Origin of the sequence: Helcococcus sueciensis DSM 17243, assembly GCF_000423145.1 — a bacterium.
Lineage (GTDB): Bacteria > Bacillota > Clostridia > Tissierellales > Peptoniphilaceae > Helcococcus > Helcococcus sueciensis.
Genome location: NZ_AUHK01000001.1, coordinates 94,207 through 110,524, shown reverse-complemented (window position 1 = coordinate 110,524; position 16,318 = coordinate 94,207). Strand labels below are relative to the sequence as shown.

The 16,318-nt window shown below is 26.9% G+C and carries 20 protein-coding genes; all 20 read left to right on the top strand.

Annotation, left to right across the window (positions count from 1 at the left end):
* Positions 1-2 precede the first annotated feature (2 nt).
* Positions 3-452 (top strand): D-aminoacyl-tRNA deacylase, encoded by a 450-nt coding sequence (gene dtd / locus G534_RS0100515; RefSeq protein WP_027347382.1) that lies wholly within the window; start codon positions 3-5, stop codon positions 450-452.
* Between the two features lie 8 nt (positions 453-460).
* On the top strand, positions 461-1,096 hold the full coding sequence (locus G534_RS0100510) for an MBL fold metallo-hydrolase (RefSeq protein ID WP_027347381.1): 636 nt from the start codon (positions 461-463) through the stop codon (positions 1,094-1,096).
* A gap of 2 nt (positions 1,097-1,098) precedes the next feature.
* Positions 1,099-2,853, top strand: a complete 1,755-nt coding sequence (gene aspS / locus G534_RS0100505; RefSeq protein ID WP_205617651.1) for an aspartate--tRNA ligase — start codon at positions 1,099-1,101, stop codon at positions 2,851-2,853.
* A 7-nt stretch (positions 2,854-2,860) separates the two neighbouring features.
* Positions 2,861-3,292 (top strand): SoxR reducing system RseC family protein, encoded by a 432-nt coding sequence (locus tag G534_RS08285; RefSeq protein ID WP_051177358.1) that lies wholly within the window; start codon positions 2,861-2,863, stop codon positions 3,290-3,292.
* A gap of 1 nt (position 3,293) precedes the next feature.
* Positions 3,294-4,517 carry a serine hydroxymethyltransferase gene (gene glyA, locus G534_RS0100495; RefSeq protein WP_027347379.1) on the top strand — a complete coding sequence of 408 codons (1,224 nt, stop codon included), beginning with the start codon at positions 3,294-3,296 and terminating at the stop codon, positions 4,515-4,517.
* 9 nt (positions 4,518-4,526) lie between these two features.
* Positions 4,527-5,849, top strand: a complete 1,323-nt coding sequence (gene der, locus G534_RS0100490; RefSeq protein WP_027347378.1) for a ribosome biogenesis GTPase Der — start codon at positions 4,527-4,529, stop codon at positions 5,847-5,849.
* Positions 5,846-6,460 (top strand): glycerol-3-phosphate 1-O-acyltransferase PlsY, encoded by a 615-nt coding sequence (plsY, locus tag G534_RS0100485; RefSeq protein WP_034595790.1) that lies wholly within the window; start codon positions 5,846-5,848, stop codon positions 6,458-6,460. Before der ends, plsY begins: the two co-directional genes overlap by 4 nt.
* Positions 6,457-7,446: an NAD(P)H-dependent glycerol-3-phosphate dehydrogenase gene (locus tag G534_RS0100480; RefSeq protein ID WP_027347376.1), complete on the top strand. Its 990-nt coding sequence runs from the start codon at positions 6,457-6,459 to the stop codon at positions 7,444-7,446. The genes plsY and G534_RS0100480 overlap by 4 nt, the downstream gene beginning before the upstream one ends.
* Before the next feature lie 6 nt (positions 7,447-7,452).
* Positions 7,453-8,577, top strand: coding sequence for a biotin/lipoyl attachment domain-containing protein (locus tag G534_RS0100475; RefSeq protein WP_027347375.1), 1,125 nt, complete (start codon positions 7,453-7,455; stop codon positions 8,575-8,577).
* Positions 8,578-8,630: 53 nt separating this feature from the next.
* The gene (locus tag G534_RS0100470) at positions 8,631-9,143 is read left to right on the top strand and encodes a cell division protein SepF (protein ID WP_027347374.1); all 513 of its coding nucleotides are present in this window, start codon (positions 8,631-8,633) and stop codon (positions 9,141-9,143) included.
* A gap of 41 nt (positions 9,144-9,184) precedes the next feature.
* Complete coding sequence (lspA, locus tag G534_RS0100465; RefSeq protein ID WP_027347373.1) at positions 9,185-9,649, top strand: signal peptidase II; 465 nt, start codon at positions 9,185-9,187, stop codon at positions 9,647-9,649.
* Complete coding sequence (locus G534_RS0100460) at positions 9,636-10,286, top strand: uracil-DNA glycosylase (protein ID WP_034595788.1); 651 nt, start codon at positions 9,636-9,638, stop codon at positions 10,284-10,286. Before lspA ends, G534_RS0100460 begins: the two co-directional genes overlap by 14 nt.
* Positions 10,274-11,209, top strand: a complete 936-nt coding sequence (locus G534_RS0100455) for an RluA family pseudouridine synthase (RefSeq protein WP_051177357.1) — start codon at positions 10,274-10,276, stop codon at positions 11,207-11,209. Before G534_RS0100460 ends, G534_RS0100455 begins: the two co-directional genes overlap by 13 nt.
* Entirely contained in the window at positions 11,188-12,648 is a 1,461-nt protein-coding gene (locus G534_RS0100450) for an ATP-binding protein (protein ID WP_027347370.1), read from the top strand. The genes G534_RS0100455 and G534_RS0100450 overlap by 22 nt, the downstream gene beginning before the upstream one ends.
* Positions 12,649-12,727: 79 nt before the next feature.
* Positions 12,728-13,285, top strand: coding sequence for an elongation factor P (gene efp, locus G534_RS0100445; RefSeq protein ID WP_027347369.1), 558 nt, complete (start codon positions 12,728-12,730; stop codon positions 13,283-13,285).
* Between the two features lies 1 nt (position 13,286).
* Positions 13,287-13,679: a transcription antitermination factor NusB gene (locus tag G534_RS0100440; protein ID WP_027347368.1), complete on the top strand. Its 393-nt coding sequence runs from the start codon at positions 13,287-13,289 to the stop codon at positions 13,677-13,679.
* Positions 13,676-14,848 carry an exodeoxyribonuclease VII large subunit gene (gene xseA / locus G534_RS0100435; protein ID WP_027347367.1) on the top strand — a complete coding sequence of 391 codons (1,173 nt, stop codon included), beginning with the start codon at positions 13,676-13,678 and terminating at the stop codon, positions 14,846-14,848. The genes G534_RS0100440 and xseA overlap by 4 nt, the downstream gene beginning before the upstream one ends.
* Positions 14,841-15,020: an exodeoxyribonuclease VII small subunit gene (gene xseB / locus G534_RS07535; RefSeq protein WP_034595786.1), complete on the top strand. Its 180-nt coding sequence runs from the start codon at positions 14,841-14,843 to the stop codon at positions 15,018-15,020. The genes xseA and xseB overlap by 8 nt, the downstream gene beginning before the upstream one ends.
* Before the next feature lie 2 nt (positions 15,021-15,022).
* Positions 15,023-15,841, top strand: a complete 819-nt coding sequence (locus G534_RS0100425) for a polyprenyl synthetase family protein (protein WP_027347366.1) — start codon at positions 15,023-15,025, stop codon at positions 15,839-15,841.
* A gap of 18 nt (positions 15,842-15,859) precedes the next feature.
* Positions 15,860-16,312 carry an arginine repressor gene (locus tag G534_RS0100420; protein WP_027347365.1) on the top strand — a complete coding sequence of 151 codons (453 nt, stop codon included), beginning with the start codon at positions 15,860-15,862 and terminating at the stop codon, positions 16,310-16,312.
* Positions 16,313-16,318: the final 6 nt, after the last annotated feature.

The window sequence follows — 16,318 nt, the reverse complement described above, 5'->3', positions numbered from 1 at the left end:
TTTTGAGAGCTATTATACAGAGAGTAACAAAATCAAATTTATATATTGACAACAAATTATATTCATCAATTAATAAAGGAATGCTTGTATTACTTGCAATAGAAAAAAGTGATGAATACGAAGATTTGGAATATATAGCAAAGAAAACTTTAGGACTTAGAATATTTAGCGATAGTGAAGATAAAATGAATTTATCCATTAAAGATATAGATGGAGAGATTATGATAGTTTCACAATTCACATTATATGGAGATGCTAGAAAAGGTAATAGACCAAGTTTTACTAACTCAGCAGATTCTAAAAAAGGTGAATACTTTTATGAAAAATTTATTGATAAGGTAAAAGAAAATATAAAAATTGTAGAGACTGGTGTATTTGGTGCAGATATGCAGATAGAATTTGTAAATGATGGACCAGTAACTATACAGCTAGATTCAAGTAAAATTTATTAGGAGATTATATGTCACTAAAAATTATGCAAGATAATAATAGTCCTGCAAGCACAAACACTTATTTAATATGGGACGAAGATACCAAAGATGCTTGGATTATAGATGCATCTTCAAAGACAAAGCCTTTTATTGATAAAATTGAAGAAGAAGGCTTAAAAATAAAGTATTTAATGCTTACACATGGTCATTGGGATCATATACTCTCACTTGATTTTTGGAGAGAAAAATATGGAGTTAAAGTTGTAGCACATAAGAATTCAAAAGATTATCTAGAAGATTCAAGAATTAATATGAGTTTCAAATATTCAGATATACCAGATATAAGTACTCATGCAGATATTTATCTTGAGGGTGAAGAAGGGAATTTTGACATTTTTGAATATTATTATACACCTGGTCATTCATATGATCATCTTATGTATAAATTAGGAAATAAATTAATATTTTCTGGGGATTTAATTTTTAGAGAATCAATTGGTAGAACAGATATATATGGTGCTAAATTTGAGGACTTAAAAAGTTCAATTCTAAATATTGTGTATAGTAAATTTGATGACGAAACTATACTTTTACCAGGACATGGTGGAAGTACAACTATAAAGCATGAAAAACAAAATAATCCATGGATAAGGGAAGAGGAATAATTATGAAAAGAACGCATTTTTGTGGAGAACTTAGAAAAGAAAATATTGGAGAAACTGTTGTATTAAATGGATGGGTATCTAAAACTCGTGATTTAGGCCCGTTGCTTTTTATAGATATTAGAGATAAAACTGGTATCTCTCAAATAGTTTTTAAGAAAGAAGATAATGAAGGACTTTACTTAAAAGCTAAAGAATTAAAATCAGAATATGTAATTGGCATAAAAGGTAATGTTGAAGAAAGAGAAAGTAAGAACCCAGATATATTAACTGGTGATATTGAAATAATTGTAGATGAATTAGTTTTATATGATAGCGCAAAAACACCTCCAATATATATAAAGGATGGTGATAATGTTTCAGAAGAAATGAGATTAAAATATAGATATTTAGATCTTAGAAAACCATCTATGCAAAAGACCTTAAGACAGAGAGCAGAAATCGTTAAAGCTTTTAGAGATTTTCTATATGATAATGGTTTTATAGAAGTTGAAACACCTTTTTTAGGAAAACCAACTCCTGAAGGCGCTAGAGACTATTTAGTACCTTCACGAATAAACAAAAATACTTATTATGCACTTCCTCAATCCCCTCAATTATACAAACAAATGTTAATGGTTGGTGGAACGGATAGATATTATCAAGTTGTAAAATGCTTTAGAGATGAAGATTTAAGAGCGAATAGACAGCCAGAGTTTACACAAGTAGACTTAGAAATGAGTTTTGTTGATATCGAAGATGTAATAGAATTAAATGAAAATTTGGTTAAACATATATTCAAAAAAGTAAAGAATATTGATTTAGAGTTACCTTTCAACAGAATGAGCTTTGATGAGGCTATGAGTAAATATGGTTCAGATAAACCTGATTTAAGATATGGATTTGAAATTCAAGACATTTCAGATTTATCAGAATTTATAGATTTCAATCTTTTTAAGGATTCAGTAGCTGATGGAAAGAAAATTAAAGCGATTAATTTCAATTCATTAAGTGAAAAATATTCAAGAAAGAAAATCGACAAATTAACATCTGTAGTAAAAGGTATGGGAGCTAGTGGTTTAATTTGGTTTAGATTAGAGAATGGAGAAATTAATTCTTCAATAAATAAATTTTTAAATGAAGAGTTCAATTCAAAATTAATTGAAAAATTAAAATTACAAGATGGAGACTTAGCTTTAATAATAATTGACAAAGAACCAAGAGTTTTAGAACTTATGGGTTCTCTTAGAACTATGATAGCAGATGAAAATCTTGAATTTGATAAAAATGATTTTGCTATAACTTGGATAAATGAATTCCCAATGTTTGAATATGATGAGGAAGAAGAAAGATATGTTGCTAAACACCATCCTTTCACACATCCAGTAGATGAAGACATTGAATTTTTAGAAACTCATCCGGAAAGCATGAGAGCTAAGGCTTATGACTTAGTTATAAATGGGGATGAAATAGCTGGTGGATCTATAAGAATAAATAATTCAGAACTTCAAAATAGAATGTTTAAGGCCTTAAAATTAACTAAGGAAGATATTGAAAGAAAATTTGGATTCTTTGTAGAATCCCTTGCATATGGAACACCTCCTCATGGTGGTATTGCATATGGATTAGATAGATTAGTAATGACATTATTAAATAAAGATAATATTAAAGATGTAATTGCTTTTCCAAAAACACAATCAGCTTCTGACTTGTTAACTGAAGCACCAACAGTAGTTGATGAAGAGCAATTGAAAGAATTAAATATTAAAAATATAGATTAGGGAAATTATGAATAAATTAGGTATTATAACAGAAGTAAAAGACGATACAGCTCTTGTAATGGTTGCAAAATCAGAAGCTTGTGGAACAAGTTGTGGATGTGGTGCACTTACAAGAACTGGTAATCATATGAAACAAGATAATCATCATTATGTTAAAGTGAAAAATACAATAAATGGTGAAGTAGGAGATCCAGTAAACATTGAATTTGCAACAAATAAATTATTATCAACATCAGCATTAATCTATTTATTACCACTTATAATGTTGGTTATTGGTATAGTTATAGGAAATGCAGTGCAAGGAGAAAATCCTAGTGAATTGATATCATTTTTGATAGGAATAGTTGCACTTATCAGCTCATATTTAATTTTATCTATAGTTGATAAGAAAAAAGGTAAGGAAGAACTAGTTTCAATTACAGAATTTAGAGGTTTTTAATATGGAAAATATAAAGAAATTTGATCCGGAAATATATGATACTATTTTAAAAGAAACAGAAAGACAAGAAAACAATATTGAATTAATAGCTTCCGAAAACTTTGTTTCAAAATCAGTACTTGAAGCTGCAGGATCTATTTTAACTAATAAATATGCTGAAGGATATCCAGGTAGAAGATACTATGGTGGTTGCGAATATATTGATATAATTGAACAAACTGCAATAGACAGATTGAACAAATTATTTGGTTCAGAATATTCTAATGTTCAACCACATAGTGGTTCAAGTGCAAATTTAGGTGTATACTTCGCTTTATTAAATCCAGGAGATAAAGTTTTAGGAATGAATTTAGCTGAAGGTGGACACTTAACTCATGGATCACCAGTTTCAATTTCAGGTTCATATTTTGATTTTGTTCATTATGGTGTTGATAAAAAAACTGAAATGATAAATTATGACGATGTCTATAATATAGCTTTAAGAGAAAAACCAAAAGTAGTACTTGCTGGAGCTAGTGCTTATTCAAGAATAATTGATTTTAATAAGTTTAAGGAAATAGCTGATGAAGTAGGAGCTATATTTATGGTTGATATGGCACATATCGCAGGACTTGTTGCTGCAGGTTTACATCCATCACCAGTTTCACATGCAGATATAGTGACTTCAACTACTCATAAGACTTTAAGAGGTCCAAGAGGAGCTTTTATTCTTATGAAAGAAGAATATCAAAAACAGGTTAACAAAGCTATTTTCCCTGGTACACAGGGAGGACCATTAGAACATATAATAGCAGCTAAAGCTATTGCGTTTAAGGAAGCTATGCAACCAGAATTTAAAAAATATCAAAAACAAGTTCTTAAGAATGCTAAAGCAATGTCTGAAGTTTTATTAGAACAAGGAATTAGAATAGTGTCTGGTGGTACAGATAATCACTTAGTTTTATTAGATGTGTCTAGTATCGGATTAACAGGAAAAGATGCTGAACATATGCTTGATGAAGTTAATATAACTGCAAATAAAAATACTATTCCAAATGAAAAACAAAGTCCTTTTATCACTTCAGGTTTAAGAATTGGTTCACCAGCGATGACAACTCGTGGATTCAAAGAAGAAGATATGAGGGAAGTTGGAATGCTGATAGCAGATGTTTTATTAAACAGAAAAGATAAAGAAAATATTTTAAGAAGGGTAAAATATCTTACAGAGAAATACCCTTTATACTAAGGAGTTTTTATGGCAAGACCAATAGTAAGTATTATAGGTAGACCAAATGTTGGTAAGTCAACATTATTTAATAAATTAGTAGGAAAAAGACTATCTATAACTGAAGATACCCCAGGGATTACTAGAGATAGATTGTATAGTGAAGTAGAGTGGCAAAATAACTACTTTGTTTTAGTTGATACAGGTGGTTTAGAATTAGAATATAGTGGAGATTTCAACAAAGAAATTGAAATTCAAGCTGATATTGCCATTCAATCTTCAGATTTAATTTTATTTTTAGTAGACGGTAGAGAAGGTCTTACTAATTTAGATAGTTTAATTTCTGAGAAATTAAGAAAATCAGGTCGAGATATTATAATAGTAGTAAATAAAATAGAATCACGAGAAACACCTTTATCAGTTTATGATTTCTATACTTTAGGTTTTGGAGATATTCAAGTTATATCTGCGGAGCAAGGTTATGGACTAGGGGATTTACTTGACGAAATTGTAAATAGATTTCCTGATGATTCCTTAAAAGAAATAGATGATGATAGACTACATATAGCAGTTATAGGAAAACCAAATGTTGGTAAATCATCATTTATAAATATGATTATAGGTGAAGAAAGATCTATTGTATCAAATATTCCAGGAACAACACGAGATTCTATCGATTCAGAATTTGAAAGAAATAATAAAAAATATACATTTATCGATACAGCAGGACTGAGAAGACAAAGGTCAGTAGACTCAAGAGTTGAAAGATTTTCAGTTATTCGTACACTAAATGCTATTGATAGATCTGACATTGTATTATTCTTCATTGATGCAGCTGAAGGAGTGACTGAGCAGGATACAAAAATAATTGGATATGCTCACAATAACAATAAAGCTTCAATTATAGTTGTAAATAAATGGGATTTAATTGAAAAAGAAACTAATACAATGCGAGATTTTGAAGCAGATATTAGAAATAAAATTACATTTACTTTGTATGCTCCTGTAGTATTTATATCTGTGAAAGATAAACAAAGGATTGATAAATTATTTGATTTGATAGATGAAGTTGATGAAAATTATAGCTTTAGAGTTCCTACTGGCCTTCTAAATACAATGCTGAGAGATGCTATGTTAATTAACCCTCCTAAGACTAAAAAAGGTAAAAGACTTAAAATTTATTATATGTCTCAAGTAACTACGAGACCACCTAAGTTTTTAATATATGTAAATGATGAAGAATTGATGCATTTTTCATATTTAAGATTTATTGAAAACAAATTACGTGAAAGTTTTAATTTTAGAGGGGTTCCTATAACTTTAGAAGTTAGAAGTAGGAGATTTGATGTATGATAATTAAAACAATATTGATTTTAATTTTTGTATATCTATTAGGATCAATATCAGGATCGATAATTATAAGTAAGAACTTTTTTAGAGAAGATATAAGATTAAAAGGAAGTGGAAACGCTGGAACAACAAATGCTTTTAGAGCATATGGAGTTAAATATGCTGCACTCGCAATGAGTATAGACTTTATAAAGACTATACTTGCAATGCTAATTGCTGATAAAGTCGGATTAGCAGTTGGAGCATCAGAATTTACTAAGTATATATCTGGTGTAGTAGTTGTTATAGGTCATATCTGGCCAATATACTATAATTTTAAGGGTGGAAAAGGAGTTGCATGTTCAATCATGGTAAATCTATATCTATCTCCGATTATAGTAATAATTCAATTAATAGAATTTTTCACGTTAAATTACATTTTTAGAATAATGTCATTAACATCCTTGATTTTGACTTATTCTGCGGTTATTTATCAATTTATAAAAAATAATAATTTGCCTATGTTAATCATGCTAATTGTTAATGCTATAATAATTACATATAGCCATAGAGAAAATGTAAAAAGATTGTTTAAAGGTAAAGAAAATAAAATTGAAAGATTGGGTAAAAGATGAATATTTCAGTACTAGGTGGAGGTAGTTGGGCTACAGCTATTTCTAAAGAACTATCAAAAAATCATAATATTTTTATGTATGTAAGAGATGAAATAAATGCAAAATCTATAAATGACAATCATCAGAATATAAAATACTTAAAAGGAAATATATTACCTGACAACATAAAAGCATATACAAATATAGAAGATGTATTGCATAATAAATATATAATAAATGCAGTACCAACTCAAAAAATTAGATCTATGCTTGAAGAATATTCTGAAAAGTTTTCTAAAGATAGTATTATAATTAATCTTTCCAAAGGAATTGAGGTGGATACTGATCTTAGAATTTCAGAGATATTTAAGGAGTTTCTTCCTGAAAATAAATTTGTTGCGCTTTCAGGTCCATCACATGCAGAAGAAGTAATAAAAGGCGTACCTACATCTTTAGTAGCTGCTAGTAAAGACTTTGATGTAGCAAAAGAAATTCAAAATATAATGATAAGTGAATCTTTAAGAGTCTATACTAATGAAGATTTGATAGGTGTAGAATTTGGTGGAGCTGTGAAAAATGTTTTAGCCATTGGAGTAGGTATACTTGATGGAAAAAATTTTGGAGATAATTCTAGAGCTGCTGTGATAACTAGAGGAATCCATGAAATGACAAGGTTTTGTATAGCTATGGGTGGAGATAGAACTACTTTATATGGTTTAGCTGGAATTGGTGATTTAATTGTAACGGCTACGTCCCAACATTCTCGTAATCGTAAAGCGGGAGAATTAATAGGACAAGGACACACTATAGATAGTTTAGAAAAAGATATTGGAATGGTTGTGGAAGGTATACCTACATGTAAGGCATTGTATGAAATATCTAAAAAGAAAGATATATATATGCCTCTAACCAATATTATTTATAATATTTTATATAAAAATATGGACGTTTCAACGGCTGTTGAAATTCTTATGTCAAAATCTGGAAAAAATGAATTTGAATTTTAGGATAATATGAAAAGAAAATCAAAATTTGGAATAACATTATTCATAATAGTAGTAGTTATATTAATGTTAATTTCTTTTACAGTAGAGATAATACAACAAAATAAAAGAGAAAAGAACTTATACAATATACAAAATCCAATAGTTGAAGAAATTGATCTTAAATTACCAGCGATAGCAATTTTTAATGAATTTGTAATGGATAATTTTAACGGCTTAGAGGTCGAAAAAGATAATTCTAAAATATATAGGGTTGGAGATATAGTTGAAAATACAGAAAATAATGAGGCATTAAATGCAATACAAAATCTTTTAAATGTTTCTGTAATGAATATAGATTCAAAAGATATAAATGAGTTTAATTCTATAAAAGAAAAAATTTTTAATAAGGATTATAATAATTTAAATATAGACTATATAAATGGAGTAAACCCGGGTAAGGACTATGGTAAGGTATTAGAAAAATATATAAAATCATATGTTTCTAATCATTCTGTTTTTATGGACAATTCAGGATATATAGTTAATTATTATGATGGTTATGAAAATTTATTTGATATTAATAATTTATCGATAGATTTAGATACTTTAATTGGTAATAAAGAATTAAATAAAATGACTGGATTAAAATATGTCGATAATAAGATGTATCATATTGTGACATATATTGAAGACTTAAATCAAATTAATATAAAAGCATTAAAACAAATTAGTTTGAATATTTTAAAAAATAATAAAGAGTCAGATACTTTACAAGCAATATATGAAGATATTTTAATTCTAGATAAGGGATATTTGATTGTTTTTAAGTTGTTTGATGGTATAGAAGAAAGTTTAGAAAATAGATTTTTTGATATTAAACTAAACTTAGGCAAATTTGAAACTTATAAAATACCAAGTACAGCTATAACTCAAAGAAATGGTGTCGATGGTGTATTATATTTGAAAGGCAATATTATTAAATTTACGCCTGTGAAAATAGAAAAAGAAGAAGATGATTATGTGTATATATCTAATGATTTTTCTGAAATATTTCCAAACACCGATACGACAAGTATTGAATTTGAAAATTTACATCCATTTACAAAGATAATAAAAAATCCAATTAATTATTCTGAAGGAGAAATTTATTAAAAAAATAGAAAATAAAAAATATTTATTATATAATAGATTAAATAGGAGGTAGTATGGCTATTTGGGATAAAATTAAAGATTTCATAGGGATTGAAGATGATTACTATGACGAAGATTATGAAGAATATATAGATGATGATTTTGGTGAATCTGAAGAAACTGAAGAAGTAGTTTCTAATGAAACTACAAAAATAGAACCAACTATAAAATCAGAAAGAGCAGACACCAATTCAATTCAAAACGTTTCAAAAAGACCGACAGAAACAAATAGATATTATAAGACAAAATCAGGAGAAAATATGGTAGTTACAATTAGAGAACCAATGACATATGAAGATGGTAAACTGGTTATAGATGACATATTACAAAGAAAAGCAGTTGTATTAAATCTAGAAAATTTAGAAGTAGATAAGAAAACACAAATATTTTACTTTGTAAGTGGTGGAGTTTACTCATTAAAAGGTACAATACAAAATGTAACAAAAGATATTTATGTATTGGCTCCTGAAGGAGTAGAAATAGATGGCAAAGCATCAAAATTATTTGCCGAAAAAAATCTATACTAAAATTCAAAGGGCTTAAAGCCCTTTTTTTATTAGGAGATAATATGTACGCAATTTTATTTGTAATATTGGTAGCGATAGACCAAGTTACCAAATATATAGCAATTATAAATTTAAAAGGAAAAAATGAAGTAGTAATTATTGATAAATGGCTACACTTTACATATGTAGAAAATTCTGGAGCTGCTTTTGGAATATTTCAAAATGCGACTATTTTATTTACAATATTGACTATAATAATAGTTTTTGGAATTATGTGGTATATGTTAAAGGAAAGTAATAATATTGGCATTTTTTTAAAGTTTAGTCTTGTTATGATAATAGCAGGGGCTATTGGAAATTTAATAGATAGAATTCGCCTTGGATATGTGGTAGATTTTATATATTCACCACTTGGGGGACTTTATAATTTTCCTGTTTTTAATTTTGCCGATATATATGTTACTTGTTCCGCTATACTCTTAATTATATATTTATTATTTATTGATGGAAAAGATGTTAAACAATAATTGGGATGTCGTTTTAAGCGATATAATTAATTCAGAAAAATTTAATAATTTTTTTAATTCAATTAAGGAAGAATATAAAAAAGAGAGTATATTTCCAAAATTTGAAGATATATTTAAAGCTTTTAAATTAACGGATTATGATGGTGTTAAGGTAGTAATACTTGGACAAGATCCCTATCATGGAGAAAATCAAGCTAATGGTCTTGCATTTTCAGTAGAATCAGGTCAAATATTACCACCATCATTAAGAAATATATTTAAGGAAATAAATAATGATTTTGGGATTGTGAATACGAATGGAGATCTTTCTTCTTGGGCGAATCAAGGAGTCTTTTTACTAAACTCAGTATTAACAGTAAAAAAGTCTAAACCTGGATCTTTTTCGAATACATACTGGGAAGAATTTACCGATATTGTCATAAACCGCATTTCAAAGAGAAAAAATATCGTATTTCTATTATGGGGAAAATATGCTCAAAGCAAAGAAAGTGTAATCGAAGATGGTAATTATATAATTAAAACAAGTCATCCATCACCTTTTTCAGTATATAGAGGGTTTAGAGATTCAAAAATTTTTTCTGAAACAAATAAAATATTAAAAAATATTGGAAGTGAGGAAATAGATTGGAGAACTTAGAAAAAATTATAGTAGATGATACTGAAAACATAAGAATTGATCAATATCTATCTGAATACTATGAAGATATTTCAAGATCTAAATTATCTAAAATGATTAAAGATAAAGCTGTTTTGGTAAATGGTAAATCTGTTAAACCATCATTTATAGTTTCTGAAGACGATTTAATTGAAATAAATCTTAAATATTTAGAGTTAAAAGAATTAGAAGCTGAGAATTTAGATATAGAAGTAATATATGAGGACGAAGATATCGCTATAATAAATAAACCTTTTGGTATTATTTCTCATCCTACTAATCAAATTAGAACTAATACAGTAGTAAACTTTCTACTTAGTAAATATTCTAATCTTCCATCTTTATATGGTCATGATAGAGTAGGCATAGTTCATAGACTTGATAAAGATACTAGCGGCCTTATGATTATAGCTTTAAATGAAAATTCTATGTTTAAATTAAAAGATATGTTTAAAAATAGAAAAATCATAAAAAAATATAGAGCAATAGTTCTTGGCAAAATGCCTGAAACAGAAGGAACTATTGAAGGTTATATTTCAAGATCTACTAGAAATAGAAAATTAATGATGCTTTCAGATTCAGGAAAATATTCTTTAACTACTTATGAACTTAAAGAATATAATGAAGGTTTTTCATATATTGAGTTAAATTTACACACTGGAAGGACACATCAAATAAGAGTACATTTAAGCTCAATAAGTCATCCTATTTTAGGTGATAGAGATTATAATACTTCAAAAAGTAAATTTAATGTACAAAGACAATTATTACAAGCTTTCTATCTAGAATTTCATCACCCAGTATCAGGTGAATTGATGAAGTTCGAAATTGATCCATACCCCGAATTTAAAAAATATTATGATTTAATATTTAAGGGGGAAGAATGGAAGGAAGAATCAAAGTAGTTAACTTAGAAGATAAGAAGGATTCAATTGTTGAGATAGATACAAAAATTACTAAAGGTATGGTAAAATTTACTATTACTGGAATGATTTCAAGAACGATTAGAGAATCAAACACTAGAATTAAACAAGCGTTTAAGAGTGTTGGATTGAAATTTCCCTATGGAAATGTAATAACAAATATTAGTCCTGCAAATATAAAAAAGAATGGAACACATTTTGATTTACCAATTGCAATTTCTATATTAAAGGCTCATGGACTTGTAAATTTTAATGAAGATTTTGTTATATTAGGAGAATTAAATATAGATGGTACTTTAGTTCCATTAGATAATCCATCTAGACTTATAAATGCTTGTATACAAAATAATATTAAAAATATACTAATAGCTAAAGGGAAATATGATTATATTTCTCTTTTTACTGATTTAAATATTACTATGGTTACCAATTTAAAGGATGCAATTAATTTTTTAAATGGTAAGTATAAAAAAGAAAACATAGAGTATACATATCCAATTCAAAAATATGAAACTACAATCAATGATATTATATCTCAAGAATCCCTGATTAGAGCATTAATTATTGCAATTTCCGGAAATCATAGCTTACTTATTAAAGGCCCAATAGGTAGTGGTAAATCATTTTCTATAAAAGCTTTAGAATCTATTTTACCAATAATGAATATAAGAGAAGCTTTAATTTTAGACGATATAAAAAGAAGATTTGATTTAAACAAGCAATTTAGTTTTATTCCTGAAATTTATTATGCTTCATTAAATTCATCTGCAAATGAAATATTTGGGAATGATAAAATTTTGGGGAAAATCTCACTTTCGAATTTTGGAATATTAGTATTTGATGAGATTAATATTTTTTCAAAAAAAGTATTAGATTTACTAAAATTACAAATGGATAATTATCAATTTTATGATGAAAATTTAAATAAATATTATGATTATCCAGTAAACTCAACAATTATAGGTATAATGAATCCTTGTCCATGTGGAAAATATGGAACGAATGAAAAATGTACATGTACGGCTGGAGAAATTAGCAGATTTAATAAAAAAATAGATGAATCTTTAATGGATAGATTTCAAATGAAAATTTATGTTAATTCACCAAAATATGGGTATTCTAAACATAGCTATAATATAAATAATATTAGAAACAGTATTGAAAATGCATATAATAAACAATTACAAAGATATTTATCTGGAGAAATTAGAAATGCAAATATAAATACAAATATTTTAACTGAAAAAATTTCAATTACAAATGAAATAAAGAATATATTAAACGTATTTATGAATAAATACAAATTATCTAAAAGATCATATGATAATATTGTCAAAGTAGCTAGAACAATAGCAGATGTTGAAATTTGCAAAGATATAGAAGTTCAACATATATATGAAGCGATAAATTATCAAAAATAAAATTTATTTACATTTATGATATTTATCCGAATACATGATTATGATATAATAAATTCATAATATTTTTATGGAGGATTTAATGATAGGAGCAAATGAATTAAGAAAAGGAATTACTTTTGAATATGATGGAGATTTATATGAAGTGATAGATTTCCAACATGTTAAGCCGGGTAAAGGACCAGCATTTATACGTACTAAAATTAGAAATGTATTAAATGGTTCTTCAAAAGAGGTTACTATTAATCCAAATGATAAATTTAAACAAATCATTGTTGAAACAAAAGAAATGCAATATTTATACAATGATGGTTCATTAAATTATTTTATGGATATGAATACTTATGAACAATTACCAATAGAACAAGAATTATTTGAAGAAGCTTCACAATTTGTAAAAGAAAATGAAATGGCAATTATAAAATTCTATAGCGATAGACCATTTTCTGTTGAAGCACCAAATTTTGTGGAACTTGAAGTTACTGATACAGAACCAGGATTTAGAGGTGATACAGCGCAAGGAGCTAGTAAACCAGCAACTGTAGAAACAGGGTATACTTTAAATGTTCCTTTATTTATTGAAATAGGTAATGTATTGAAAATTGATACAAGAACTGGTGAATATTTATCAAGAGTATAAAATGAATAGAGCTGATGAAAGAAAATGGATAACAAAGTTAATATTTCAAAATGATTTTAATGAATTTGATTACTCTATGATTGAAGATGTAATTGATAAGCATAATATTAAATTGTCTAAGTTTGCATATAATTCGATTGAATCAATACTAAATAATAAAGAAAAAATAGATGAGATCATAGATTCAAAATTAATAGGAAGAAAAACACAGGATTTACCCGCTATTGAGCGTGCCGTGTTAAGAGTTTCAATAAATGAATTTTATATTCAAAAAACAGTTCCTGTTAGTGTATCAATAAATGAAGCTGTAGAAAATATAAAAATATTTTCCATAGGAATTTCTCATAAATTGATAAACGGAATACTTTCTTCTGTCGCTAAGGATATGAAATGACAAAAGCCATTACAGTTAAGCAATTAGGTCAATATTTAAAAAGAGAAATTACAACAGATCCTTTTTTAAGAGACTTATATGTAGTAGGGGAAATTACAAGTTTAAGTAAAAAGAAATTTACATATTTCTCATTGACTGAAGAGAATGAGTCTATATCATGTGTATATTTTGACTCAAATTTTCCTTTTGAAGAAGGAGATGAAGTTGTAGTTAAAGGATCTATAAATTTATTTTTAAGGGATAGTAGATATCAAATAAAAGTTGATGAAACTAAACTCGTTGGTGAAGGAAGTCAATTAGCAGAATTAAATAAATTAAAAAAGAAATTAATTGATAAAGGATATTTTGATTTAGATAGAAAAAAAGCTATACCAAAATTCCCATATAAAATAGGATTGATTACAGGATATAACTCGGCTGCGTATTATGACTTTTTAAAAGTTTTAAATGATAATAGATATAATTGTGAAATATATTTATTTCACACTTTAGTTCAAGGAGAATATGCTTCGCAAGAGATTGTACAGGCTTTAGAATATCTGGATAATGAAAATTTAGATTTAATTGTTTTAACAAGAGGTGGAGGTTCAAAGGATGATTTGTCGGTTTTTAATAGTGAATTAATAGCTGACAAATTGTTTGAAATGAATACCCCTGTAATTTCTGCGATAGGACATGAAATCGATTTAAGTATTTCTGATTTAGTTGCGGATATGTATCTTTCTACACCTACAAAGGCATCGGAATATATCACTACTAATTATGTTCATTCAATAAAAAATGTAATTAATATAAATAAAAATATAGAATATTTTATCAAAAGTAAACTATATGAATCTGAAAATATAATTAATAGTATAAAGTTAAATATTAAATCCAATACACCAGAGTATCTTATAGAAGGATATATTAAGGATATATCTATTCTTAAAAATAATATAGATTATATTATCAATGAAAATATTAATTCTATACAAGAAAAAGTTAATTTCACATATCAAAGACTACAAGATAGTATGAAAAGAATAATGGAAGAAAATTATATCGATTTATTAGATATAGATAAAAGACCCATTAGTTTTGATGAATTACAGATAAATAAAAATTACTATATTAAAAACAAAAATACTATTTATAAAATTTTAGTTGAGGAGAAAATCGATGAGTGAAAATTTTGAAAAACTTTTAGACGAATATAAATCTATTGCTGATAGATTAGAAAGTAAAGAATTAAATTTAGAAGAATCTATCAAAATTTATGAAGAGAGTAATGAAATTTATAAAAAATTAAATGAAAAAATAGAGAATGCGAAACAAAAAATTATTAATATAAGGCAGTAAATATGTTTAGTGAATATGTAAAAAGAAAAAAAGAAATAGACTCATTAATAAAAAACTACTTTCCACGGAATAACTTTAATGATATACTTAACTACTCTATAGAAGAAGGTAAAAGAATAAGACCAATAATAATGCTAGAAACATTTAAAATATTGGGTGGGAAAAGCAAGATGGTAAACGATTACGCTTTAGCACTAGAGTTTATTCATAATTATTCTTTAGTGCACGATGATTTACCTGCTATGGATGATGATAATTATAGGAGAGGAAGAGAGTCAGTCCATTATAAATATGGTGAAGATAAAGGCATTTTAGCTGGAGATGCGTTATTAAATTACGCATACGAATTATTATTTGAGACTATATTGGAAAATAATGATACTGACTATATAAAAGCAGCTAAATATATTTCAAATGCTTCAGGAAAAGATGGTATGATCAATGGACAGATATTAGATGTTCAAAGTGATTTAAATAGTTTGGATAAAATTAAAGAAATGTATAAAAACAAAACTTGTAGACTTTTTATGTGTGCTACAACAGTTCCAGCATATTTAACTCACCAAAGTTCAGAAATCATACAAGAAATGGAAAAACTTGGATACTATATAGGTATGGCATTTCAATTACAAGATGATATACTTGATTTAGACCAAGATAAGGAAATCAATAAAGTAACATATGCTAGTTTTTTAGATGAAAAAAGGACATATAATGACATGATTGATTTCACTGATAAAGCAATTGAAATATTAAAGAAATATAATAATAATGAATTTCTTATAAAGCTGATTAATTATTTACGAAATCGAGAGTTATGAGGAGAGGATTATAAATTTATGAAAAAGTATGATAGACAAAGAATTATTTTATCATTAATAGAAGATCAAGTTGTTGAAACACAAGAAGAACTTACAGAATTACTTTTACAACATGGGGTAAGAGCTACACAAGCTACAATTTCACGAGATATAAAAGAACTTAGAATAACTAAGGTTCAAACAGATGAAGGTGTATATAAATATACAGTAATCGATGCTATGAGAGATACCCTTAATGAAAGACTAAGAAAAATCTTTAAGTCAGCAGTTTTATCTTTTGAAATTAATGAAAATCGTATATATGTAAATACTATTTCATATGCAGCTACAGTAACTGCACAAGCTATTAATATTAAGAAAATTGAAGGTATAGCAGCTATTTTAAGTGGACATGATACAATCTTTATTGATGTTAAAAAAGATTATGATGTAAACAAAGTATTAAATGAATTAAAGGATATGATTGTTTAATGTTAG